Below are 20,564 nucleotides of genomic sequence, written 5' to 3'. Positions count from 1 at the left end.
GCACCATGAGCCGCACTGAACCTCCCCCGCTCCCCGGGCAGCCCGGAAGGGGACGCCGCCGGCCGCCGACGATCCACGACGTGGCCCGCGAGGCGGGGGTGTCGCGCGGGACCGTCTCCCGGGTGCTGAACGGCGGCCACAACGTCAGCCCGGCGGCCCTCGAATCGGTCAACTCGGCTATCCGCAAGACCGGTTACACCGTCAACCGGCACGCCCGCTCGCTCATCACCGGCCGTTCCGACTCGGTGGCGTTCCTGCTGACGGAACCCCAGGAGCGGTTCTTCGAGGACCCCAACTTCAACGTGCTGCTGCGGGGTTGTACGAGTGCGCTCGCCGCACACGACGTCCCGCTGTTGCTGATGATCGCGGGTACGGAGGCCGAGCGGCGCCGGAACATGCGCTACATCGCCGGCCACGTGGACGGCGTCCTGCTGGTCTCCAGCCACTCCGGCGACCCGGTGGTCGCGCAGCTCCACGAGGCGGGGGTGCCGGTGGTGACCTGCGGAAAGCCGCTCGGTCAGGGCTCGAAGGTCAGCTACGTGGCGGCCGACGACCGGGACGGCGCCCGGGACATGGTGCGGTACCTGTACGACTCCGGGCGCCGCAGGATCGGTACGGTCAGCGGCCCCCTGGACACCCCCGGCGGCGTGGAGCGGCTCGCCGGGTACCGCGAGATGCTGACCGAGTGCGGGCTGCCCGTGGACGAGGACCTGATCGTCCCGGGCGACTACAGCCGGGCCGGCGGCGAGGCCGCCGGGTCGCTGCTGCTGGAGCGCGCCCCCGGCCTGGACGCGGTCTTCGTCGCCTCGGACCTGATGGCGCAGGGCGTGCTGACCTCGCTGGAACGGGCCGGGCGCCGGGTGCCCGAGGACATCGCGGTGGGCGGCTTCGACGACTCCCCGGCGGCGCTCGACTCCCGCCCGGCACTGACCACGATCCGCCAGCCCTGGGACCGCATCAGCGCCGAGATGGTCCGGGTGCTGCTGGCCCAGATCGGCGGGGAGGACCCGGCGGCGGTGATCCTCCCGACCGAACTGGTCCGGCGGGACTCGGCGTAGAGGTGCTGCGGCCGGTGCCCGCCGTCAGCCGAGCACGTCGAGCGCCCGGTCCACGTCGGCCTCGGTGTTGTAGAGGTGGAAGGCGGCCCGCAGATTGCCCGCACGGTCGGAGACGCTGATGCCGGCCCGGCTCAACTCCGCCTGGCGCTTGCCGAGTCCGGGGGCGGCGACGATCGCCGACTCCCCCGGCACGGTGGGATGCCCGAGGCGCGCCAGCCCCTCGCGGAAGCGGGCGGCGAGCCCGGTGGCATGCGCGTACAACGCGTCGGTGCCGATCTCCGCCAGCAGGGCCAGCGACCGCTCCGCCCCGTAGTAGGAGAGGAAGGCCGGAGCCGAGTCGAACCGCCGCGCGGAGAGCGCGAGTCGGTCGATCGGGCCGTAGGTGCTGTTCTCCGTGTCCTCGGCCGCGACCCACCCCACGTAGATCGGCTTCAGCGACTCCTGCGCCTCTTCGGTCACCGTGAGGAACGAGGCGCCGCGCGGGCAGAGCAGGAACTTGAACCCGCCGGTCACCGTGTAGTCGAAGCTCCCGGCGTCCACCTCCAGCCAGCCCGCCGACTGGGTCGTGTCGAGCAGCACCCGGGCCCCGCGCGCGGCGGCGGCGGCCCGTACGGCGGCGAGATCGGCGACCCGGCCGTCCGAGGACTGCACCGCGGAGAGGGCCACCAGCGCCGTGTCGGGACGCACCGCGTCGGCCAGCTCCGCGAGCGGGGCGTACGACACCCGCAGGTCCCTCCGGTGCGCGAAGGGGGCGACCACCGAGCTGAACTCACCCTCCGGACAGAGCACTTCGGCGTACGCGGGCAGCGAGGCCGCGATCAGTCCGACGTGCACGGCGACGGAGCTTCCGACGGCGACCCGGTCGGCGCCGACGCCGGCCAGTCGGCCGAACCCGGCCCGCGCGGCGTCCACCACCTCGAAGTCCCCGGCCCCCACGGGGCCTCCCTCGGCGTTGGCCCGGGCCAGCTCGGTGACGGCTTCGACGGTACGGCGGGGCAGCAGGCCCGCGAAGGCGGTGTTGAGGTAGGTGGTGGCCGGCGCGAACTCGGCGGCGGCGGCTCGGCTCAGCGGGGTGGTCTCGCCCGGCTCGGTCGTCCGGTCCAACGGGGTGGTCTCCATACCCTCCAGCCTGAACCGACTTCCACCCGGCCGTCAACGAGACGGAGAGCGAATGGCCGAGGCGCCCGAACGCGACAACCCGTGTGCGGCGACCGGCAGATCCGCCCGGCCCCGGCGGATCGCTTCCGACTTCTCCCGCGCCGCACCCGGGCGGGGTGGGAGGCGGGGTGCCGATTCGTCGCCGATTCGTCGGAACAAATCCCTCCACGGGGTTCCGTGGCTAGGGTCCGTCGCATGACGCACATGAGGAAAGTTCAGGCGCGGAGAACGACGGTGACACTCGTCGGCGCAGCGGCGCTGCTGATACTCGGGGTCGGCGGGGCGATAGCCGTGGCCGACGGGGACGGCGAACGCTCCGGTCCGACACGGCTGACCGAGGTGACAGCCGACCCGGACACCGCCGGGGTCACGGAGGGTGTGGACACCGGCGGCGGGGACAGTGGTTCCGTCAGTGGTTCCGTCAGTGGCTCGGGGGGCACTGACGAGGGCTCCACCGATGGCGGCTCCTCCGACGGGGGCAGTGTCGCGGGTACCGACACGGGCGGCTCGGACACGGGCGGCTCGGACACGGGCGACACGGGCGGCTCGGGCAGCTCGGGCGGCTCGGGCAGCTCGGGCGGCTCGGGCGGCTCCGAGCCGTCGGGGTCCCCGGGCCCCTCGGGGGGATCCACGGCTCCACCGAGCCTGGAGGATCTGACGGCGCGCATCGACGAGCTGGAGAAGAAGGTGGATGAACTGCCCACCGAGCGAGAGCTGGCCGATGCCCTCCGCGCCTTCGCCGACGCGTTGGAGCAGCGGAACTGAGGTGGATCCAGGAGGGGGCGCCAACCAGTTGATCACTCGTGGTCGAGTTCGCCGTGGTGTCGAGCCGCTCCGGCTTCTACGGGGCCGTAGGGCTCGATGGCGCCCGCGCGAGGCGGTCGGGCCGTGAGCCGGGTCATGGCGGCCTCGATCATGGCTTCGGCGTGCGCCGCCGCGCGTCCGTTTGCCGCCGATCGACTGCGCGGTGGGGCGGGGCGGGGCGGGGCGACCAACTTCACACCAACGATGATCTTCGCGGACAACACCGCGAAGATCATCGCCCGTCGGCAACAGAGCGCAGGTCGTCAGTCACCGGACACGACCCGCGCGGTGCAACGGGGAAGGGGGCATGTCTCCCCTGGCCTTGGCCCCACCGCGACAGCGCCGGGGCCTTGGCCCCACCGCAACAGCGCCGCGTGCGACTGTCAGGCGGTGGCGGCACCCGGCTGCGGGACCTCACAGGCGCCGTCTGCGTCGCAGGCCGCCGCGTCGTCGCCGAGCGGGGTGAGGGCGGTCACCTCGCGGTCCTTCCACGCCTGCTCCAGCGCCTGCGCGAACACCTCGGAGGGCTGGCCGCCGGAAATGCCGTACCGCCGGTCCAGCACGAAGAACGGGACGGCGTTGGCGCCGAGTTCGGACGCCTCGCGCTCGTCGGCGCGTACATCGTCGGCGTACGCGGTCGGGTCGGCGAGCACCGCACGGGCCTCGGCCTCGTCGAGACCGGCCTCGGCGGCGAGGTCGACCAGCACCGCGTCGTCGTAGACCGAGCGCTCCTCGGCGAAGTTGGCCCGGTAGGCGAGGGTGAGCAGCTCGTCCTGGAGTCCGCGCGCCTTGGCGAGGTGGAGCAGCCGGTGGATGTCGAAGGTGCTGCCGTGGTCGCGGCCCTCGCTGCGGTAGCCGAGCCCCTCTGCCTGCGCGTTCGCGGCGACGGTGCCCTCCATCGCGACGACCTCCTCGTGGGTGCGGCCGTACTTCTGCGCGAGCATGTCGACGACCAGCGCGATGTCCTCCTTGGCGCGCCCCGGGTCCAGCTCGAAGGAGCGGTGCACCACCTCGACCTGGTCACGGTGGGCGAACCCCGCCAGCCCCTTCTCGAAGCGGGCCTTCCCGATGTAGCACCACGGGCAGGCGATGTCGCTCCAGATCTCGACGCGCATGTCTTTCTTCTCTCCAGCTCTTCCCGTGAGGGGCTCGATGATGACCGGCTCGGTGGCTACGGACTCGGTGACGACGGGCTCGTGACGACGGGCCCGGTGACGCGTACGGAGAACCCTCCGCACCCTGGGGGAACGCGAGAACGGCTGTGCGGATTCCCACCCGGGACGCAGGTGACGGCGCTCGCTCAGCGGGATGCGGCGCTCACCGGGCGTCCCGGTGAAATGCCTCACTCTCCGGCCCCGCCTGCCCGGGACGCACGATCATGATCGCCATGGACGCCCAATTCCTCGGTATCGATGATCTGGCCACGACCACGCCCCCGCCCGTGGCGGTCGTGGTCGACGTGATGCGTGCCTTCACGGTGGCCGCCTGGGCCTTCGCCCGGGGGGCGGAGAAGATCGTGCTCTCCGGGTCGCTGGACGAGTCCCTCGCTCTCAAGGCCCGCCACCCGGAGTGGGTGACCCTGAAGGACGGTCCGCCCGCCCCCGGGTTCGACGCCGTCAACTCGCCCGCCCTGCTGCGCTCCGTCGACCTCGGCGGGCGGACCGTGGTGCAGAAGACCACGGCGGGGACGGTCGGCGCGCTCGCGGTGAAGGACGCCCCTCTGGTGCTGTGCGCGAGCTTCGTCGTGGCGGGTGCCACGGCCGAGGTCCTGCGGGCCGGCGGGAGCGGCAGCGTCACGTTCGTGGTCACCGGCGAGGACGGGAAGGCCGACGAGGATCTGGCGTGCGCGCAGTACATCGCGCGTCGGGTCACGGAAGCCGACTCGGGCGCCGGCTCGGACGCCGCCGAGTTCCTCCGCCGTGCAGGCGGCTCCCGGGCCGCATCCGAACTCGCGGAGGGGGTGCGCCAGGGGGCCCACCCCGACGACGTCGCCCTCTGCCTGGAGCTCGACCGGTTCCCCTTCACCATGGTGGCGGCGCTGGAGGACTCGCTCATGGTCCTGCGTCCGCACACCGCACCCTCCTCGGTCGCAGCTCCCTGGGCCGGGGAGCGCGCGGCCGGGCGCGCCTCGGCCTGACGCCCGCATCGTCCGTGCCCCGGGCCTCCTCCCGCCATGGCAGACGGAGGCCGGGCACGGTACCGGGCGTGCGGGCTTCCTCGGGCGGAAAATGAGCGAGGGAAATCCAGAACTTTCGCAACTAATGGAGAAGTCGACGGTCCCACCCGGGTGCCCGACCCGCTCGACCCCGCCACGGAAAGCGCGCGGGCGTCGCCCCGAGAGGAGGCCCAGCCCCACCCGGACAGGCTGCTCGACCGCATTGACCTGCACGGTTGCCAACCGTCTCCACCTCGACGTTTCGCTGATGTTTTCGAAAACTTGCGCAAAGTATTGACACCGTCCACCGGCTCCCTATGATCCAGATTGCTCGGCATCTCGCCCCGCGCACGCGGGAACGGCCGCCACGCCCGGCGGGATGCTCCACCCCCTCCGCCCGCGACGGACCGGGTCGCGAGGGCGCGCCCCAGCACGCTTTGTCATGCCCGCGCCAACTCGATCCTCGCGCCACCAGCCAGTCCGGGGAGCCTCCGACGGGGGCCGACCGGAACCAGTCACCGAAGGATGAGGAAGTCCCCATGCGTAGAGGAAGTTCTGGCCGAGGGCGGCTGTCCGCGGTGCTCACCGCGGCGGTCGCGGCCCTGGTCGCGTTGGCGGCGATGCTCGTCGCCGGTCCGGCTCAGGCGGCCACCAGCGGAGCGTTGCGCGGTGCGGGTTCCGCCCGGTGCCTCGATGTGCCGAACGCCGTCCAGACCGATGGCACGTACCTGCAGATCTGGGACTGCTCGGGAGCGTCCAACCAGCAGTGGACGGCGACGGACAGCAACCAGCTGACCGTGTACGGCAGCAAGTGCCTGGACGTCCCGGGGCACGCCACGACGGCCGGAACCCGGGTGCAGATCTGGGCCTGTTCCGGCGGTACGAACCAGCAGTGGCGGGTGAACGCGGACGGCACGGTCGTCGGCGTGGAGTCCGGGCTGTGCCTGGAGGTCACGGGCGCCGGCACGGCCAACGGCACCGCGGTGGAGCTCTGGACGTGCAACGGCGGCAGCAACCAGAAGTGGACCGGCCTGTCCGGGACCACCACCCCGCCGACCGGCGGCACATGCACCCTGCCTTCGACGTACCGGTGGTCGTCCACCGGTACGTTGGCGCAGCCGGCGAACGGATGGGCGGCGCTGAAGGACTTCACCAACGTGGTGTACAACGGCAAGCACCTGGTCTACGCGTCGAACGTCTCGGGATCCACGTACGGGTCGATGGCGTTCACCCCCTTCACGAACTGGTCCGACATGGCGTCGGCCGGTCAGACCGGGATGAGCCAGGCCGCGGTGGCTCCCACGCTCTTCTACTTCGCGCCCAAGAACATCTGGGTACTGGCGTACCAGTGGGGTTCCTCGGCCTTCGTCTACCGCACGTCGAGCGACCCCACCAACGCCAACGGCTGGTCCTCCCCGCAGCCGCTCTTCACCGGTAGCATCTCCGGTTCCAGCACCGGCCCGATCGACCAGACCCTGATCGGCGACGGCCAGAACATGTACCTGTTCTTCGCCGGTGACAACGGCAAGATCTACCGGGCGAGCATGCCGATCGGGAACTTCCCGGGCAGCTTCGGATCGTCGTACACGACGGTCATGAGCGACACCACGAACAACCTGTTCGAAGCGGTGCAGGTCTACAAGGTGCAGGGCCAGAACCAGTACCTCATGATCGTCGAGGCGATGGGCGCGAACGGGCGCTACTTCCGCTCGTTCACGGCCTCCAGCCTGAGCGGCACATGGACCCCGCAGGCCGCCAGTGAGAGCAACCCCTTCGCGGGCAAGGCCAACAGTGGCGCCACCTGGACCAACGACATCAGCCACGGCGACCTGGTCCGCAGCAACTCCGACCAGACCATGACCATCGACCCCTGCAACCTGCAGTTCCTGTACCAGGGCAAGTCCCCGACCGCGAGCGGCAGTTACGACCAGCTGCCGTGGCGGCCGGGTGTCCTCACCCTGCAGCGCTGACCCGGCGAGCCGCTGACCGCTACCGCTGGCAGTGGCCGTCTCGCGGAACCCCGGCCGTCCCTCGGCCGGGGTTCCACGCCGCCCGGGGACACCGCGCCGCGGTCCCCGGGGTCGGCCCTCAGCCGTCGAGGAGGACGAGGCGCAGTACCCGGTGGGTGCCGTGGCGGGGGGCGTCCGGGTCGGCGGTCCACCCGTGGTGGGCGTAGAAGGACTGGGCGCGTGTATTGGGGGCGAACACCTCCAGCCGGGCGGTACGGACACCGGCCCGGCGCCAGGCGTCCGTGCAGGCGGTGTGGAGTGCGGTGCCCACTCCCGTGCGCCACCGCGAGGGAGCCACGTGCAGCTGGGTGAGGGTGGTCACGCCGGCCTCGGTGCGGAACGCGGCGACGCCCGCCAGGACGCCGTCTCGTTCCGCGCAGAGGACGGTGGTGTGCTCGGCGTCCACGGCGCGGGCCCAGCCCGCGGTGGACCGGCCGACCTCCTCGGGGCCCGCGTACGCGTCGGGTGCGAGGTGCCCGCGGTAGTACGTGGAGCGCGCCTCGGTGTGCAGGCGGACTATCGCGTCCAGGTCGCTGGGCGTGGCGGTGCGGATCACGAGGGACATGACGAAGGGGACGCGGGGGCGTGCAAACCCGGTTCCGCGCGGGCGCGTGCCGGCGCGGGCGCGGAGCGCACCGGGCCGACGCTTCTCCCCCGGGCGCCTCGCGTACCACCGGGCGTCCCCGGGGCCGGCGTTCGTACGATCCCGGGATGAGAACCGGCACTCCCCAGACCCGCCTCGTCGTGCTGCGCGGCAACTCCGCCTCCGGGAAGTCGGCCGTCGCGTCCGGGTTACGGCAGCGGTTCGGCCGGGGGGTGGCCCTGGTGGGTCAGGACAACCTGCGGCGGACCGTCCTGCGGGAGCGCGACCGGCCGGGGGCCGCCAACATCGGCCTGATCGACGCCGTCGCCCGGTACGCACTGGACGCGGGCTTCCACGTCGTCCTCGAAGGCATCCTCTACGCCGACCACTACGGCGACATGCTGGCGCGCCTGCGTGAGGACCACCGCGGCCGGACGTACGGCTACTACCTGGACGTCCCCTTCGAGGAGACGCTGCTCCGGCACGCGACCAAACCGATCGCGGAGGTGGTCGGGGCGGACGACCTGCGCTCCTGGTACCGCCCCCTCGATCTGCTGCCCGGCGGCACGGAGACCGTCATCGGGGCGGAGAGCGCCCTCGCCGACACGGTCGAACGGATCCTGCGCGAGACGGGCCTCGCGCGGCTGCCCGCCGTCGACCGCTGAGCCGGAAGCGTCCCGGGGTGGGCTGCCTACCGGCTACAGAACCAATGCCTACCGGCTACAGAACCAAGAAGCGCAAGCGTCACACAGGCGGATACTGGGCCAGTAGCTGGTACGGAGCCCGGGACGGATTGTTGTGATAAGGCACCGGAAACAGCGGGAAGTACTACCGCGCTGCGAGGGCTGGTATCCGAGGTGTCCGCACATGGTGGCGAGGAGGCCGCAGTTCCTTCTACCACTGGCCCAACTTTTACTGACGGAGAGGCATGACAAGTGTTCTCGGCCCCGCGTGTCCACACGCGTAAACGGACCCCAAGGCATCCGATCCACACAGGATTGATCAGGGGAGTGCTCTTCTAACTGGGTAACGCGGGGCCGCTCACCTGGAGCATCGCCATAGCGGCCGACGAGAACTGACCGGCCCAGAGCCGGACACAACGGGCCCCGGGGATCACCCCCGGGGCCCGTTTCCCGACGTCACACCGCGCGGCGGCGCCCGGGGCCGGTCAGGGCAAGAAGTTCTTCTGCCACTGGAGCGAGTCCATGCTCAGCGCGGCGTCCGCGAGGGCCTTTGCGGACGGGGTCTTGAGCGCGGCGAGGCTGGTGTCGATCCAGTTCTGGGTGAGGCTGTAGCCCTGCTCCCGGTACTCGACCGCCTGGACGAGGCACTCCAGCTTGTCGGCGTCGCGGGCGACGATCGCCTCCGGTGTCTCGGCGGCCTCGTACTCGTCGACCGCGCTCTGGACGCCGGTACGGACGGCCGGGTGGGCGTTGGCGACCTGGTCGGCGGTCACCTCCCCGCTGGGCGCCGCGCGCAGGTACTTACGGCCAATGTGCGGGATGTCCCCGATCCTCGTCTCTTGGGAATCGTGGAACAGGCACATCAGCGCGACCCGGGCCGGGTCGGCGCCCTCCATCATGGCGAGGACCGAGCCGATCACCCCGACGCGGAAGGAGTGCTCGGCGACGGACTCCGGCTGCGTGTTGCCGGTGAACCACCAGCCGGTCCGTGCGACGCGCTTGAGCACGCCCATCTCTGAGATGAAGCTCGCGGTGCCCCTGGTGGTGTCGTCGGCCATGCGGTCCTCCAGTGTCAGCGGTCGTGATCGAAAACGTAGTGGACGTCGGCCAGTTCGCGCCGGGATCTCATCGAGAGCGCCGCCTGGTCCAGGAGCAGGCCGGTCTGTTCGCGCAACGGACCCGCGAGTGGCCCGGCGGCCTGGGAGAGCCACGGGAACGCGGTGAGCAGCGCCCACAGCGAGTGCGCGTACAGGTCCAGGTATCCCGGTGCCAGGTGCAGGCCGCGGGTGAGTTGCCGCAGCAGGGTCACCGGGTCCCAGCCCGTAAGGTCCCGGTCGCGCATGAAGGCGTCGTCCGGCTGCGGCACGGGCAGCGCCCCCAGCCACAGCGCCCAGTAGTTGAGGTTCGCGGCCTCCGCGGCGTCGTCGCCGGCCAGGGCGCGGTCGATGAAATCCAGCAGCGGCTGCGGGTCGCCGAGCCGGGCGAGCGCGGTCGCGGTGGAACGGGCCTCCGCCCAGTGCGGGGACCAGCCCCGCCCAGCCAGCACGTCCCGACGCTGATGGAGCGTCTGCGCGGTCCACGCCGCCGCGTCCGGCCCCTGATCGTAAGAGGAGAGGTAGAGCGCTTGGCGGTGCAGCAGCATCCCGCGCTCGCCCTGCCGGGCCGCCGCCTCCGCCGTACTCCGCAGATGGTCGAAGAACACCGCCCGGTCCGCGGCCGCCAGCTGCGGACCGGGAGCGACCGGACCGCGCCGGGGCCCGGGTAACCGCCCCGCGAGCGCGGGCGGCACCGTACCGTTCAGCGCCCACGCCAGCATGTGCGCGGTATCGCGGGTGTGGACCCAACCGGCCAGCGGGTGCGGCCCGCCTCCGTCACCCTCCAGCCCGGCCGCGATGATCCGGTCCGCGTCCATCGCCGCGTCCATCCACACCACCGTGGCCGCCCGCGCACCGAGCGCCGGCAGCCGCCTGCGCAACTCCAGCAACGCCCCGGCCCGCATGTTCGCCACCGGGCGCCGCCCCGACTCCCAGCCCTGCACCGTGTCCAGATCCACGTCCAGCGCCTGCGCCAGCCCGGCCTGGGTGGAAGGGATCGACTCACGGATCAGGCGCAGCACAAAACCGCTCACCGCCCCCGCTGACGTCCGTCGCGGTCTGCCCATACCGGCCTGCTCCCCAGTAGCACTGCACACCGAAACCCGTACCCACGGTCAGTCCTACCGCATTCCACCCGCCCGTACGGTCAGATGCGGCCAACGTCCGACCGTACGAGGCCGCGCCGCCCGCGAGCTGAGCCCGCCCCGCACCCGGGCACGACCGGCAGCCCCGGGTGCGCGGCGTGCGGCACCGCTCCCCGGCCCACCCGCCGACGAAGGCATACGCACCGCTGCCGAAGATCTGGCTCACCCACGCCGAAGGCCACGTGGACCAGGACACGCACGCTCGCCACAAAACCATCGCCACCGTGGTCGCCCGTCGGGGCTGTTCCTCTCCCGTCGGTGACGGCGACGACGCCGACGAACTGCTGGAGGAAGAGATGCCGTCGATACCGAGTCCGCTCACCGAGCTGGCGCCGTTACTCCAGGAGGTGATCGCGCAGGGGCTGTCCTTCAAGGACAGCGAGGACGTCTTCGCCCGCCGGACCACCTCGCAGGCGTTGCGCGATCTGCTGTTGGAGGACCTGCCCGAGCAGCCGACCACCGCGCAGGAGATCTGGCAGGACATCTCACAGCGACTCCTGCCGTACTGCGTGAACATGTCCAGCCCTCGCTTCATGGGCTTCGGCGACACCGGCGCCGACCCGGCCGCACTCGTCGCCGGTGTCTTCGCGGTCCTGGCCCAGCAGAATCTGATCAATCAGTCTTTCTGCTCACCGTCGGGGACCATGGCGGAGGTCGCCGTGATCCGGTGGCTCCGCGAGCTGATCGGCTACCCGACGGTGGCGGCCTGCGAGGTGACGTCGGTGTGGGAGGCCGGAGGGATCACCACCTACGGCGGCACCGGCAGCAACGCCACCGCGATGATGCTCGCCCGCGAACACGCCGTCCCCGGCACCCTGACCGACGGCGTACGCGACCCGGACCGCTTCGGGCTCGTCGTGCCGCGCGGGGTGGGCCACTACAGCGTCAAGAGCGCCGCCGCCTGGGCCGGATGCGGCACCCACCTCGTCGAAGTCGACACCGACCACTACCGCTACGACCTGACCGCCCTGTCCCGGGCCGTCAAGGACAACACCGGCCGCCTGATGGCCGTCGTCGCGTACGCGGGGGACTCCCGCACGCAGACCGTCGACCACCTGCGCGCCGTCCACGACACCGTCCGCGCCGTCGACCCGCAGGTGTGGCTGCACGCCGACGCCTGCTGGGGACTGATGGCCGCGTTCACCCCACGCCGCCGACACCTCCTCGACGGGATCGAAGACTTCGACTCCGTCACCGTCGACCCCCACAAGGTCCTCAACGTCCCCTACGGCACGTCCGCGCTCCTCGTGCGCGACCCCGCAGTCCTGCGTACCGTCTCCTCCTACTCCGACCTGATCATGCAGGAGGACTACGCCTTCGGACAGGTCACGCCGCAGCTCGGCACGAAGGAATGGACCAGCCTGCGCGCCTGGGCCGCCCTGCGCTCCCAGGGCCGCACCGGACTGGCCCAGCTGATGGACGAGCGCCTGGACCGTGCACGCGAGTTCGCCGCGCTCGTCGACGCGCACCCGCACCTCGTGCGGATCAACGACCCGGACCTGTGCGCCGTCGCGTTCTGCTACCTGCCGCCCGGCACCCGCCCTGGCACCGCGACCACCACCGAGGTTGCCCGCCTCAACGAGGTGAACCGGACCATCCACCGGCGCCTGATGGACGAAGGGCGTTGGCACCTCCACCAGTTCACCCTCCCCGACGACCCCGGCCACATCCAGCACAAGGCCGTCCTGGCACCGCTGCGCTTCATGTCCATCAACCCCCGCATCACCACCGCCCACATGCACGACGTCCTCGACTACGTGACCCGCCTGGGCAACGAGGCAACCCGGTGACCCCCGAACTCCTCCTGGAGGCGGCCGGCCTCCTGCCCGACCACGGCGGCTACGCCCTCGCCTACGGATCCCACGCCACGGGCACCGGTAGGCCGACCTCCGACCTCGACCTCCTCTACACCGGCCACAGCCCGCTCGACGACATCGTTCAGGCAGCGCTCACCGACAACGTCGTCGCACTGCACCACCGCCACGGTCTCAACCTCGACGAGGAAGTCCCCTACGCCATCAAGCTCTACGCGACCCACGATCAGGTCGACCACGCCGCCGACCTTGGCGGGTTCCGCTCAACCTGGGGCACCCCGCCGCCCACCGTCCGCGAAACCTGGTTCCTGAGCACCGACGAGTTCCGCCTACGCCTGATCTTCAACGTGCTCACCACTCCGCACGTCTTCCTCGCCGGCGACTACGCCTCCTACCGGCGGCACGTACGGTCTGCACGGCGCTCCACGGCCACACTCGCCGCGGCCTTCACCACCCCAGGTGGGCCTCTCACCCCCCGGAAGGCGTGGGAGGCCCTGTGGGCGGCGCCGGACGGCCGTACGGGCAAGGACTTCCTCGGCTACCTCGTCGTCCCACACCTGCTGTCGGTCCTGACGCAGAGCCTCACCCAGGGCCAGGACGCTCTCGCCGCTCAGATGAGGGCGAGCCGGTAGTCGATCCACCGCCGGCCCGCCTGCGCCGCACGGCCCCGGTACGCGCCCAGCGCGCCGCCGGGACCGTGCCCGTGGTGCCAGGACCAGTAGCCAGTCAGGGCCACCGCGAACGCGTTCGCCGCCTCCGGTGCCACCGCCCGCCAGGCCGGAACCCGGGCAGCGAGCGCCGCCTCCGCCCCCGCCGGACTGTGCCCGGCGATGATCAACTGCGGCACGAAGAACGCCGCATCCACCCACGCCGCGCCCCGGGCTCCCCACGACCAGTCCAGGATCCGGGTCCGCCCCGTGCCGGATTCGGTCAGCATGTTGTCCGCGCGCAGATCGCAGTGCACCAGCGTGTCCCCGGCCGACAGCTTCACCAGCCGGTCGGGAGCGTCCAGCTCTTCCAACAGGGAACGGCGCGAAGCGATCCACATGTCCTGCCGCGGCCCCGCCGGGTCAGCCGCGAGCCGCACCCAGTGCCCGGCCAGCGTCGACAGAGTCGCCCCGACCGGACCAGCGCCCGGGAACGGACACGGCGTCAACTCCTTCTCCATCAGGCCCACCGCGTCCAGCACGCCGTCCAGATCCGCCGACCCGGGCCGAAGGTCGGGCTCCCGGCCCTGAACCGGCTCGAAGGCGTTAACGATCCAGTCGCCCGCCTCCATCGACCACAGAAGCAGAGGCGCGACCGCTGTCGGCAGGCTCTTCCCGACCGCCGCCTCCGCCCGGTAGTGCGACGCCATCCTCGCGCCCAGCGGAGACGCCTTGAGAAACACCTCGCCCCCGTCAGCAGACCTCACCCGCGCGGCCAGTCCCTCAGTGAACCCGCCCGCCGGGTAGACGAAGTCCACCACCGGAGGCCCGACCCGTGCCTCCACCGCGTCTCGAACCTCGCGCGGCAGGTCCTCCCACCGCGCCCGTACCGACCCTGCGTTCACGGAGATCTCCCTGTCATCGGACGGCAGCCCCATTGAGGGAGCGCCGAGTGCGACGATGGCCCGCCGCCCAGCATCACTGCCCCACTCTCCCGTCGACGCACTCGCGCAGCAGATCGGCGTGGCCGCAGTGGCGGGCGTACTCCTCGATCCGGTGGACCAGCAGTTCCCGGACCGCGATGCCGTCCTCGCCGAGGCGCTCACCAAGGTCCACGTGGGGTGCCAGCGCCGCGTCGGTGGCCGCCTGTTCGCGAGCGAGGTCCGCGTACGCGCCGTCCACCAGGGCCTGTTCGGCGAAGGCTCCGTCGAAGTCGGCGTCCCGCACGCCGTACAGCTTGGGCAGCGGGTCGCCGTCGCTGATCCAGTTGCGCCAGTCGCGCTCCACCTCGGCGAGGTGTCGTACCAAGCCGAGCAGGGACATCGTCGACGGCGGGACGCTGCGGCGGGCCAGTTGCTCGGGGGCGAGCCCTTCGCACTTCATCAGAAGGGTGAGGCGGTAGTCCTTCAGGTAGTCCTGGAGAGTGGCCGACTCACCGTCGGGGCTGCCCTCCCCGCTGTCACGGGGGTCGTTCTCCGGATCGGCCCACATGTCGGGGTAGACGGTGGCCTGGGTCCATCGTTCGGGCTGGTCGCTCATGAGCCGCAGGATCGTCCATCCGGGCCGGGTCCGCCATCGCTTTTCGCCGGGCGGGCTCCGGCGCTCAACGTACCTTCCGGCAGGGCCCCTTCATCCGGTCAGTACGGGACCGGCCCCCCGTCCGCCGGACGGAGACGGCGGGCAGGGGGCCGGGGCACCGGTACCGCGGGCGACGGACGGCGGACGGCGCTGTTCAGCTGCCGTCGCGCAGGTCGGCGACGCCCTCGGGGCGGAAGGCGATCCGGTCGAAGGTGACCTCGCAGCCGTCGCCCACGGGCGCCTGGACGAGGAAGCCGACCGACGCCGACGCCGTGGACTCCGGGTCACCGAGGGCGAAGACGCGGACGAAGGTCCAGGTGACACCGTCCGGCGAGGCGTGGAAGGCGAAGGCGCCGCCGTTGCGGCTGAGCCGGAGCCAGAAGGTGTCGCCGTCCACGGTGAAGGAGTTGACGTCGTCGGAGACTCCGCGGGTGACCACCGTGCAGATGGTGGGCACGGCGGGCGAGAGCTCCAGGCAGATCTTCGCCCAGTCGTGCTCCCCGACGTGCAGGTAGAGGACGCCCGCGTCGTAGGCACCCGCGAACCCGGCCTTCACCCGGGCGACGAGCTGGAAGTCGCCGGCGGGCGGGGTGCCCAGCAGGCGCGGCGCGTCGCTCGTCGGTTCCAGGGAGTCGCCACCGGGCGGTACGAAGCGGTCCTGCTGGGCGCCCGCGCGGCCGGTCAGCGCGCCGCCCTCGTAGCTCCACTTGCCCTCGGGCCCGAACGGCTCCAGCTCGAAGGGGAGTTCGGGAAGTCGTACGGTCATCGTCGTCATCCGTTCACCCGGCGGGGCAGGCCCAGCGGGTTGTCGTCGTGGAGCTCGGGAGGGAGGAGGCCTTCGGGGGTCGACTGGTACGTCACCGGGCGCAGCCACCGCTCGATGGCGGTGGCGCCGACCGAGGTCGAAGTGGACGTCGTCGACGGGTAGGGGCCCCCGTGGTGCTGGGCGGGAGCGACGGCGACGCCGGTCGGCCAGCCGTTGACGAGTACCCGCCCGGCGAGCTGGGTGAGGGCGGCGAGGAGTCCGGCGGCGCCGCCCGCCGCCTCCTCGTCCGCGATGTGCAGGGTGGCGGTGAGGTTGCCGGGGAGGCGGCCGAGTACGGCGGCGATCTCGTTCTCACCGGCGTACCGGGCGACGACGGTGACCGGGCCGAAGCACTCCTCCAGGAGCGCCTCGTGCGGTCCGTCCTCGGCGAGCCGGGCGGCGGGGACGGTGAGGAAGCCGGAGGCGACGGCGTGGTCGCCGCCGGCGCCGGGGGTGACGGGTGCCTCGACGTCGGGGAGGGCGGCCCGTTCGCGTACTCCGGCGATGAAGGCGTCCCGCATCCGGTGGTCGAGCATGACGGCGGGGGCGGTGTCGCCGACGGTGGCGGTGAGGGTCTTCACCAGGGCGTCGCCCCCCTCGCCCGCCGGGACGAGGACCAGTCCGGGCTTGGTGCAGAACTGTCCTGCGCCCATGGTCATCGAGGTGCCGAGTCCGGCGCCGATCTGCTCGCCGCGCTCGGCCGCCGCGGCCTCGGTGACGACGACGGGGTTGAGGGAGCCGAGCTCGCCGTGGAAGGGGATGGGGGCGGGGCGGGCCGCCGCCGCGTCGAAGAGGGCGCGTCCGCCGCGGATCGATCCGGTGAAACCGGCGGCGGAGATCAGCGGGTGGCGGACGAGTTCGACGCCGGCGTCGAAGCCGTGCACCACGTGGACGATCTCCTCCGGCAGCCCGTGCGTGGCGGCGGCGCGGCGGAGCAGGGAGGCGGTCAGCTCGGAGGTGGCCGGGTGGTCGGGGTGCGACTTGACGACGACCGGGCAGCCGGCGGCCAGCGCGCTCGCGGTGTCGCCACCGGGGACGGAGAAGGCGAGCGGGAAGTTGCTGGCCGCGTAGACGGCGACGACGCCGAGCGGGACCTTCCAGCGGCGCAGGTCGGGCCAGGGCGGGGTGCGGCTGCCGTCCTCGTGGTCGATGTGGATGTCGAGGAAGGCCCCCTCCTCGACGACTTCGGCGAATGCCCGCAACTGGGCTGCGGTGCGGGCCAGTTCGCCGGTCAGCCGGGCGGCGCCGAGCGCGGTCTCGGCGTCGGCGGTCGCGACGACGGTCTCCTCGGCCCCGGCGAGCACGTCGGCCGCGGTGCGCAGGAAGGCGGCGCGTACGGTGCGGTCGGCGAGGGCGTCGCGGACGGCGTACGCCACCCGCACCACGCGGTCGACCTCCTCCGCTGTAGCCTCCACCGCAACCTGCTCGCGCTGGTTCCCGGTGCGGGGGTCGACGCTCCAGACTGGTGCTGCTGCCACCGTTTTCCCTTCCGTACTCTCTGCCACACGCCAGGAGGTTGTTCGGTATTCTGAACAGCGTTCCTCATCGTGAATGTCATGGAACTCTATTTCCGGGCGTTCCGCATTGGCAAGAAGTCACGGGATTTCGAAGAAGGTTGGAAGGGGCGAGGGCGATGTCGGCTGCCGAGTCTGGTGGGGCGCAGGTCAAGTCCGCGGTGCGGACGGTGGAGCTCCTCGAATACTTCGCGGGGCGCCCCGGGATGCACTCCCTCGCCGCCGTGCAGGAGGCGGTGGGCTACCCCAAGTCCAGCCTCTACATGCTGCTGCGCACGCTGGTCGAGCTCGGCTGGGTGGAGACCGACGCCACCGGCACCCGGTACGGCATCGGGGTGCGCGCCCTGCTCGTCGGCACCTCCTACATCGACGGCGACGAGGTGGTGGCCGCCGCCCGCCCCACCCTCGACCGGCTCTCCGACGACACCACGGAGACCATCCACCTGGCCCGGCTCGACGGCACCAACGTGGTCTACCTCGCGACCCGGCAGTCCCAGCACTACCTGCGCCCCTTCACCCGCGTCGGCCGCCGGCTGCCCGCGCACTCCACCTCGCTGGGCAAGGCGCTGCTGGCCACCTACAGCGACGAGCAGGTGCGCAAGATGCTCCCCGAGACGTTGCCCGCGCTGACCGAGCACACCCTGACCGACCGCGAGCGGCTCATCGAGGAGCTGCACACCATCCGCGAGCAGGGGTACGCGGTGGACCGCGAGGAGAACACGCTGGGGCTGCGGTGCTTCGGCGTGGCGATCCCGTACCGGACGCCGTCGCGCGACGCCATCAGCTGCTCGGTACCGGTCGCCCGGCTCACCCCCGCCCACGAGCAGACGGTGAAGGACGCCCTCTTCGACGCCCGCGACCGCCTGACGCTGGCGACCCGGCGCCTCTGACCTCCGCTCCGGCCGCCCCCTCCGGTGGGCCGCATCCTCCCGGAGGACCCACGCGGCCGCCTGAGAAATCGGTGAGAAGCGGACACGGCGGGAACGTCCGCCGCTCCCCCACTCGTCCCTCATCGGGATGAACAGGACGATCAGGCGTACCTCGGTCTTCTGCCTGCTCACGGTCCTCGCGCTGCTGGCGCGGGCGACCTGGGTGCAGGTGTACGACGCGAAGGCACTCGCGGACAACGACAACAACCGGCGGAACACCATCGCGCGGTACGCGCAGCCGCTCGGTGACATCATCGTGGCCGGCTCCCCGGTCACCGGATCGCGGAGGACGGAGAGTGGAGATCTCGCGTACGAGCGCACCTCCACCGAGGGCGAGCTCTACGCCGCCGTCACCGGCTACAGCTCCCAGGCGTACGGCTCCACCCAGCTGGAGGGCATTTACGGCTCGGTGCTCGACGGCACGGACGACCGGCTGAAGCACCCCGCGGACGTCTTCACGGGCAAGCGGGCCGCCCCGGGCGACGTGCTGACCACGATCGACCCGGACGTGCAGAAGGCCGCGTACGAGGCGCTCGGCGACGACAAGGGCGCGGCGGTCGCGATGGACCCGAAGACCGGCCGCATCCTCGGCATGGTCTCCACCCCCTCCTACGACCCGTCGACCATTCAAGGGACGACGGACCAGGACGCCTGGCAGAAGCTGCTGGACGACCCGGACAAGCCGCTGGTCAACCGCGCCCTGCGGCAGCCGCTGGCGCCCGGCTCCACGTTCAAGCTGGTGGTGGCCTCGGCCGCGCTGGAGGACGGTCTGTACGCCTCCGTGGACGAGGCCACCGACAGCCCCGACCCCTACACGCTGCCCGGCACCACGACCGTGCTGCGGAACGAGAGCGCCTCCGCCCCCTGCGAGAACGCCACCCTGCGCACGGCGCTCCAGTACTCCTGCAACAACGTCTTCGCCAAGATGGCGGCCGACCTCGGCCAGGAGAAGCTGCGGACGATGGCGGAGAAGTTCGGGTTCGACACCGAGAAGCTCGACGTGCCGGTGCGCGCGGCGGCGAGCGTGTACCCGAAGAAGATGGACCGCGCCCAGACCGCGCTCACCGGCATCGGCCAGTTCGAGGTGACGGCCACCCCGATGCAGATGGCGATGGTCTCCGCGGCCCTCGCCAACGGCGGTGAGCTCGCGGCGCCGCACATGGTCTCCTCGGTGACGGACTCCGCCGGGGCGCCGCTCCAGGAGTACGCGGACGGCGACACCGAGCGGGTGGTGTCGGAGTCGACCGCCGCGCAGTTGCGCAGCGCGATGGTGACGGTGGTCGAGGACGGTACGGGCACCAACGCGCGGATCGACGGCGCGGAGGTCGGCGGCAAGACGGGTACGGCCCAGAACGGCGTGGGCAACGGGAACACCCCGTACGCCTGGTTCACCGCGTACGCCCGGGACGACTCCTCCGGCAAGGAGGTGGCGGTCGCCGTGGTCGTGGAGGACTCGGGGGCAGCCCGTTCCGAGGTCAGCGGCAACGGCCTGGCGGCGCCGGTCGCGCGGAAGATGATGGAGGCGGCGCTCGCGGGGTGAGGGCGGTCGCGCGAACGGGCCGGCCCCCCGGTGAGGGGGCCGGCCCGTCTCCCGGCTCCGCTCGGGTCAGCCGACGACGGCGACCGGGGCGTCCCAGGCGTCGCGGTCGACGGTGAGGGTGTAACCGCCGCGCTTCTCCTTGCTGTTGACCTTGTACTGGTGGCCACGGCTGTGGTCGGTGTAGAGCGTCTTGCTCCACGGCCAGTCGGTCGTGGTGGTGGACTTGCCGTCCCAGAGCGCGTACCAGAGGTTGCCCGGGAGGTCGGTCTTGTTCGTCGCCGTGGCGATGGCCTTGGCGCTGGAGCTGCTGAAGCCGTAGAACCCGGCCCGGTAGGTCTTGGCGCGCAGGGTCTTGGTGAACGAGCGCACGTAACTCAGCACCGCGTCGTTGCACGCCTTGTCCGTGATCGTGTACGGCTCGATGTCGAGGTAGACCGGACTGCCGGCCTTCATGCCGAGCGCCGAGGCCTTGGCCACCGCGTCGTTGCCGTCCTTGACGCCGAGGGAGGCCGCCGTGGAGGCGGTCAGCTTCTCCGGGCTCGCGCTCTTCTGGCAGGGCGGCTGGGCGCCCACGTACAGCGGAATGAGCTTCCATCCGCTGGAGTTGACCGACTTCACCCAGGACGAGGTCAGGTTGGGCTGGGCGCAGCCGCGGTTCTTGCCGCCGATGTAGACGGCGGCGGCGCCGTAGAACTTGTCGGCCTTCCACGCCTTCATCGCGGCGAGCGACGGCGCGGTGCAGGTGTCGAAAGCCTGGCCCGTGTAGGTCTTCTGCGCGGGCCAGGTGGTGGCCGCCATCGACGTCTGGGCCACGACCACCGAGCCCACGACGGCGACGGTGGCCGCCGTCCCCCAAGCGATGTAGCGGCCCTTCTTGGACAGCCTGTGTTTGGACATCCCCCACCCCATTCGATTCGTACCTCCGGCCGCGGCCCGTGCCCGGCGCGGCGGGGCACGGGAGGCGGCGCCCGTGGACGGGCGTCGGACCGGGCACTTTATCCGACGTCACCGGCGTGACCGGCGGTGGGCCCGTCCGCGGACGTGGCCC

At 71.7% G+C, this 20,564-nt stretch carries 20 protein-coding genes; 9 read left to right on the top strand and 11 right to left on the bottom strand.

From position 1 onward, the window contains the following. The first annotated feature begins 5 nt into the window (after window positions 1-5). Window positions 6-1,058, top strand: a complete 1,053-nt coding sequence (locus tag ACFYPN_RS02790) for a LacI family DNA-binding transcriptional regulator (protein WP_358761365.1) — start codon at window positions 6-8, stop codon at window positions 1,056-1,058. Between the two features lie 24 nt (window positions 1,059-1,082). Here the strand turns inward: ACFYPN_RS02790 and ACFYPN_RS02785 are convergent, their stop codons facing one another. Beyond that, on the bottom strand, window positions 1,083-2,177 hold the full coding sequence (locus tag ACFYPN_RS02785) for an aminotransferase class V-fold PLP-dependent enzyme (protein WP_389296516.1): 1,095 nt from the start codon (window positions 2,175-2,177) through the stop codon (window positions 1,083-1,085). A 234-nt stretch (window positions 2,178-2,411) separates the two neighbouring features. On the opposite strand from ACFYPN_RS02785, the gene ACFYPN_RS02780 reads away from it, so the two are divergent. Beyond that, entirely contained in the window at window positions 2,412-2,981 is a 570-nt protein-coding gene (locus ACFYPN_RS02780) for a hypothetical protein (protein ID WP_389296515.1), read from the top strand. Window positions 2,982-3,013: 32 nt separating this feature from the next. Here ACFYPN_RS02780 and ACFYPN_RS02775 read toward each other — a convergent pair whose 3' ends face one another. Both ACFYPN_RS02775 and ACFYPN_RS02770 read right to left on the bottom strand, forming a co-directional pair. Continuing rightward, window positions 3,014-3,256: a hypothetical protein gene (locus tag ACFYPN_RS02775; protein ID WP_389296514.1), complete on the bottom strand. Its 243-nt coding sequence runs from the start codon at window positions 3,254-3,256 to the stop codon at window positions 3,014-3,016. A gap of 147 nt (window positions 3,257-3,403) precedes the next feature. After that, window positions 3,404-4,135, bottom strand: a complete 732-nt coding sequence (locus tag ACFYPN_RS02770; protein WP_358761362.1) for a DsbA family oxidoreductase — start codon at window positions 4,133-4,135, stop codon at window positions 3,404-3,406. A 272-nt stretch (window positions 4,136-4,407) separates the two neighbouring features. On the opposite strand from ACFYPN_RS02770, the gene ACFYPN_RS02765 reads away from it, so the two are divergent. Continuing rightward, window positions 4,408-5,157, top strand: coding sequence for a 2-phosphosulfolactate phosphatase (locus ACFYPN_RS02765; RefSeq protein ID WP_389296513.1), 750 nt, complete (start codon window positions 4,408-4,410; stop codon window positions 5,155-5,157). A gap of 557 nt (window positions 5,158-5,714) precedes the next feature. Then, the gene (locus ACFYPN_RS02760) at window positions 5,715-7,145 is read left to right on the top strand and encodes a non-reducing end alpha-L-arabinofuranosidase family hydrolase (protein WP_389296512.1); all 1,431 of its coding nucleotides are present in this window, start codon (window positions 5,715-5,717) and stop codon (window positions 7,143-7,145) included. Between the two features lie 118 nt (window positions 7,146-7,263). Here the strand turns inward: ACFYPN_RS02760 and ACFYPN_RS02755 are convergent, their stop codons facing one another. Next, on the bottom strand, window positions 7,264-7,749 hold the full coding sequence (locus ACFYPN_RS02755; RefSeq protein ID WP_389296511.1) for a GNAT family N-acetyltransferase: 486 nt from the start codon (window positions 7,747-7,749) through the stop codon (window positions 7,264-7,266). A gap of 146 nt (window positions 7,750-7,895) precedes the next feature. Here ACFYPN_RS02755 and ACFYPN_RS02750 point away from each other — a divergent pair, with 146 nt between their 5' ends. Further along, window positions 7,896-8,432, top strand: a complete 537-nt coding sequence (locus ACFYPN_RS02750) for a kinase (protein WP_389296510.1) — start codon at window positions 7,896-7,898, stop codon at window positions 8,430-8,432. 503 nt (window positions 8,433-8,935) lie between these two features. On the opposite strand, the gene ACFYPN_RS02745 is transcribed toward ACFYPN_RS02750, so the two are convergent. Both ACFYPN_RS02745 and ACFYPN_RS02740 read right to left on the bottom strand, forming a co-directional pair. Further along, window positions 8,936-9,508, bottom strand: a complete 573-nt coding sequence (locus tag ACFYPN_RS02745) for an HD family hydrolase (protein ID WP_389296509.1) — start codon at window positions 9,506-9,508, stop codon at window positions 8,936-8,938. Window positions 9,509-9,522: 14 nt separating this feature from the next. Further along, window positions 9,523-10,578, bottom strand: coding sequence for a helix-turn-helix domain-containing protein (locus tag ACFYPN_RS02740; protein ID WP_389296508.1), 1,056 nt, complete (start codon window positions 10,576-10,578; stop codon window positions 9,523-9,525). Between the two features lie 209 nt (window positions 10,579-10,787). Between ACFYPN_RS02740 and ACFYPN_RS02735 the strand changes: the two genes are divergently transcribed. Together ACFYPN_RS02735 and ACFYPN_RS02730 are read left to right on the top strand one after the other, a co-directional pair. Next, window positions 10,788-12,479 (top strand): pyridoxal phosphate-dependent decarboxylase family protein, encoded by a 1,692-nt coding sequence (locus ACFYPN_RS02735; protein WP_389296507.1) that lies wholly within the window; start codon window positions 10,788-10,790, stop codon window positions 12,477-12,479. Beyond that, window positions 12,476-13,135, top strand: a complete 660-nt coding sequence (locus ACFYPN_RS02730; RefSeq protein WP_389296506.1) for a hypothetical protein — start codon at window positions 12,476-12,478, stop codon at window positions 13,133-13,135. The genes ACFYPN_RS02735 and ACFYPN_RS02730 overlap by 4 nt, the downstream gene beginning before the upstream one ends. Here ACFYPN_RS02730 and ACFYPN_RS02725 read toward each other — a convergent pair. From ACFYPN_RS02725 to ACFYPN_RS02710, 4 genes are all read right to left on the bottom strand, one after another. Further along, a complete protein-coding gene (locus ACFYPN_RS02725; protein ID WP_389296505.1) occupies window positions 13,114-14,055 on the bottom strand; it encodes a phosphotransferase in 942 nt (313 codons plus the stop codon). The genes ACFYPN_RS02730 and ACFYPN_RS02725 overlap by 22 nt on opposite strands. Before the next feature lie 73 nt (window positions 14,056-14,128). Further along, the gene (locus tag ACFYPN_RS02720) at window positions 14,129-14,689 is read right to left on the bottom strand and encodes a DinB family protein (RefSeq protein ID WP_389296504.1); all 561 of its coding nucleotides are present in this window, start codon (window positions 14,687-14,689) and stop codon (window positions 14,129-14,131) included. Window positions 14,690-14,882: 193 nt separating this feature from the next. Then, window positions 14,883-15,494, bottom strand: a complete 612-nt coding sequence (locus ACFYPN_RS02715) for a DUF1349 domain-containing protein (RefSeq protein WP_389296503.1) — start codon at window positions 15,492-15,494, stop codon at window positions 14,883-14,885. A 5-nt stretch (window positions 15,495-15,499) separates the two neighbouring features. Next, window positions 15,500-17,011: an aldehyde dehydrogenase (NADP(+)) gene (locus ACFYPN_RS02710; RefSeq protein WP_389296502.1), complete on the bottom strand. Its 1,512-nt coding sequence runs from the start codon at window positions 17,009-17,011 to the stop codon at window positions 15,500-15,502. Between the two features lie 155 nt (window positions 17,012-17,166). Here ACFYPN_RS02710 and ACFYPN_RS02705 point away from each other — a divergent pair, with 155 nt between their 5' ends. Both ACFYPN_RS02705 and ACFYPN_RS02700 read left to right on the top strand, forming a co-directional pair. Next, entirely contained in the window at window positions 17,167-17,937 is a 771-nt protein-coding gene (locus ACFYPN_RS02705) for an IclR family transcriptional regulator (protein WP_358761354.1), read from the top strand. Window positions 17,938-18,064: 127 nt separating this feature from the next. Continuing rightward, window positions 18,065-19,516 carry a peptidoglycan D,D-transpeptidase FtsI family protein gene (locus ACFYPN_RS02700; RefSeq protein ID WP_389296501.1) on the top strand — a complete coding sequence of 484 codons (1,452 nt, stop codon included), beginning with the start codon at window positions 18,065-18,067 and terminating at the stop codon, window positions 19,514-19,516. A 66-nt stretch (window positions 19,517-19,582) separates the two neighbouring features. Here ACFYPN_RS02700 and ACFYPN_RS02695 read toward each other — a convergent pair whose 3' ends face one another. After that, window positions 19,583-20,413, bottom strand: a complete 831-nt coding sequence (locus ACFYPN_RS02695; RefSeq protein ID WP_358761352.1) for a glycoside hydrolase domain-containing protein — start codon at window positions 20,411-20,413, stop codon at window positions 19,583-19,585. Window positions 20,414-20,564 lie beyond the last annotated feature (151 nt).

This window comes from Streptomyces sp. NPDC005576 (genome assembly GCF_042871745.1).
Lineage (GTDB): Bacteria > Actinomycetota > Actinomycetes > Streptomycetales > Streptomycetaceae > Streptomyces.
This window is presented reverse-complemented; position numbering and strand designations above follow the sequence as displayed.

Excerpts from the sequence above, each read along its gene's own strand:
- ACFYPN_RS02695 (WP_358761352.1), bottom strand. The coding sequence starts at position 20,413 with ATGTCCAAACACAGGCTGTCCAAGAAGGGCCGCTACATCGCTTGGGGG.
- ACFYPN_RS02705 (WP_358761354.1), top strand. The coding sequence starts at position 17,167 with ATGTCGGCTGCCGAGTCTGGTGGGGCGCAGGTCAAGTCCGCGGTGCGG.
- ACFYPN_RS02790 (WP_358761365.1), top strand. The coding sequence starts at position 6 with ATGAGCCGCACTGAACCTCCCCCGCTCCCCGGGCAGCCCGGAAGGGGA.
- ACFYPN_RS02780 (WP_389296515.1), top strand. The coding sequence starts at position 2,412 with ATGACGCACATGAGGAAAGTTCAGGCGCGGAGAACGACGGTGACACTC.
- ACFYPN_RS02715 (WP_389296503.1), bottom strand. The coding sequence starts at position 15,494 with ATGACCGTACGACTTCCCGAACTCCCCTTCGAGCTGGAGCCGTTCGGG.
- ACFYPN_RS02765 (WP_389296513.1), top strand. The coding sequence starts at position 4,408 with ATGGACGCCCAATTCCTCGGTATCGATGATCTGGCCACGACCACGCCC.
- ACFYPN_RS02775 (WP_389296514.1), bottom strand. The coding sequence starts at position 3,256 with ATGATCTTCGCGGTGTTGTCCGCGAAGATCATCGTTGGTGTGAAGTTG.
- ACFYPN_RS02760 (WP_389296512.1), top strand. The coding sequence starts at position 5,715 with ATGCGTAGAGGAAGTTCTGGCCGAGGGCGGCTGTCCGCGGTGCTCACC.
- ACFYPN_RS02700 (WP_389296501.1), top strand. The coding sequence starts at position 18,065 with ATGAACAGGACGATCAGGCGTACCTCGGTCTTCTGCCTGCTCACGGTC.
- ACFYPN_RS02755 (WP_389296511.1), bottom strand. The coding sequence starts at position 7,749 with ATGTCCCTCGTGATCCGCACCGCCACGCCCAGCGACCTGGACGCGATA.
- ACFYPN_RS02720 (WP_389296504.1), bottom strand. The coding sequence starts at position 14,689 with ATGAGCGACCAGCCCGAACGATGGACCCAGGCCACCGTCTACCCCGAC.
- ACFYPN_RS02785 (WP_389296516.1), bottom strand. The coding sequence starts at position 2,177 with ATGGAGACCACCCCGTTGGACCGGACGACCGAGCCGGGCGAGACCACC.
- ACFYPN_RS02745 (WP_389296509.1), bottom strand. The coding sequence starts at position 9,508 with ATGGCCGACGACACCACCAGGGGCACCGCGAGCTTCATCTCAGAGATG.
- ACFYPN_RS02770 (WP_358761362.1), bottom strand. The coding sequence starts at position 4,135 with ATGCGCGTCGAGATCTGGAGCGACATCGCCTGCCCGTGGTGCTACATC.
- ACFYPN_RS02750 (WP_389296510.1), top strand. The coding sequence starts at position 7,896 with ATGAGAACCGGCACTCCCCAGACCCGCCTCGTCGTGCTGCGCGGCAAC.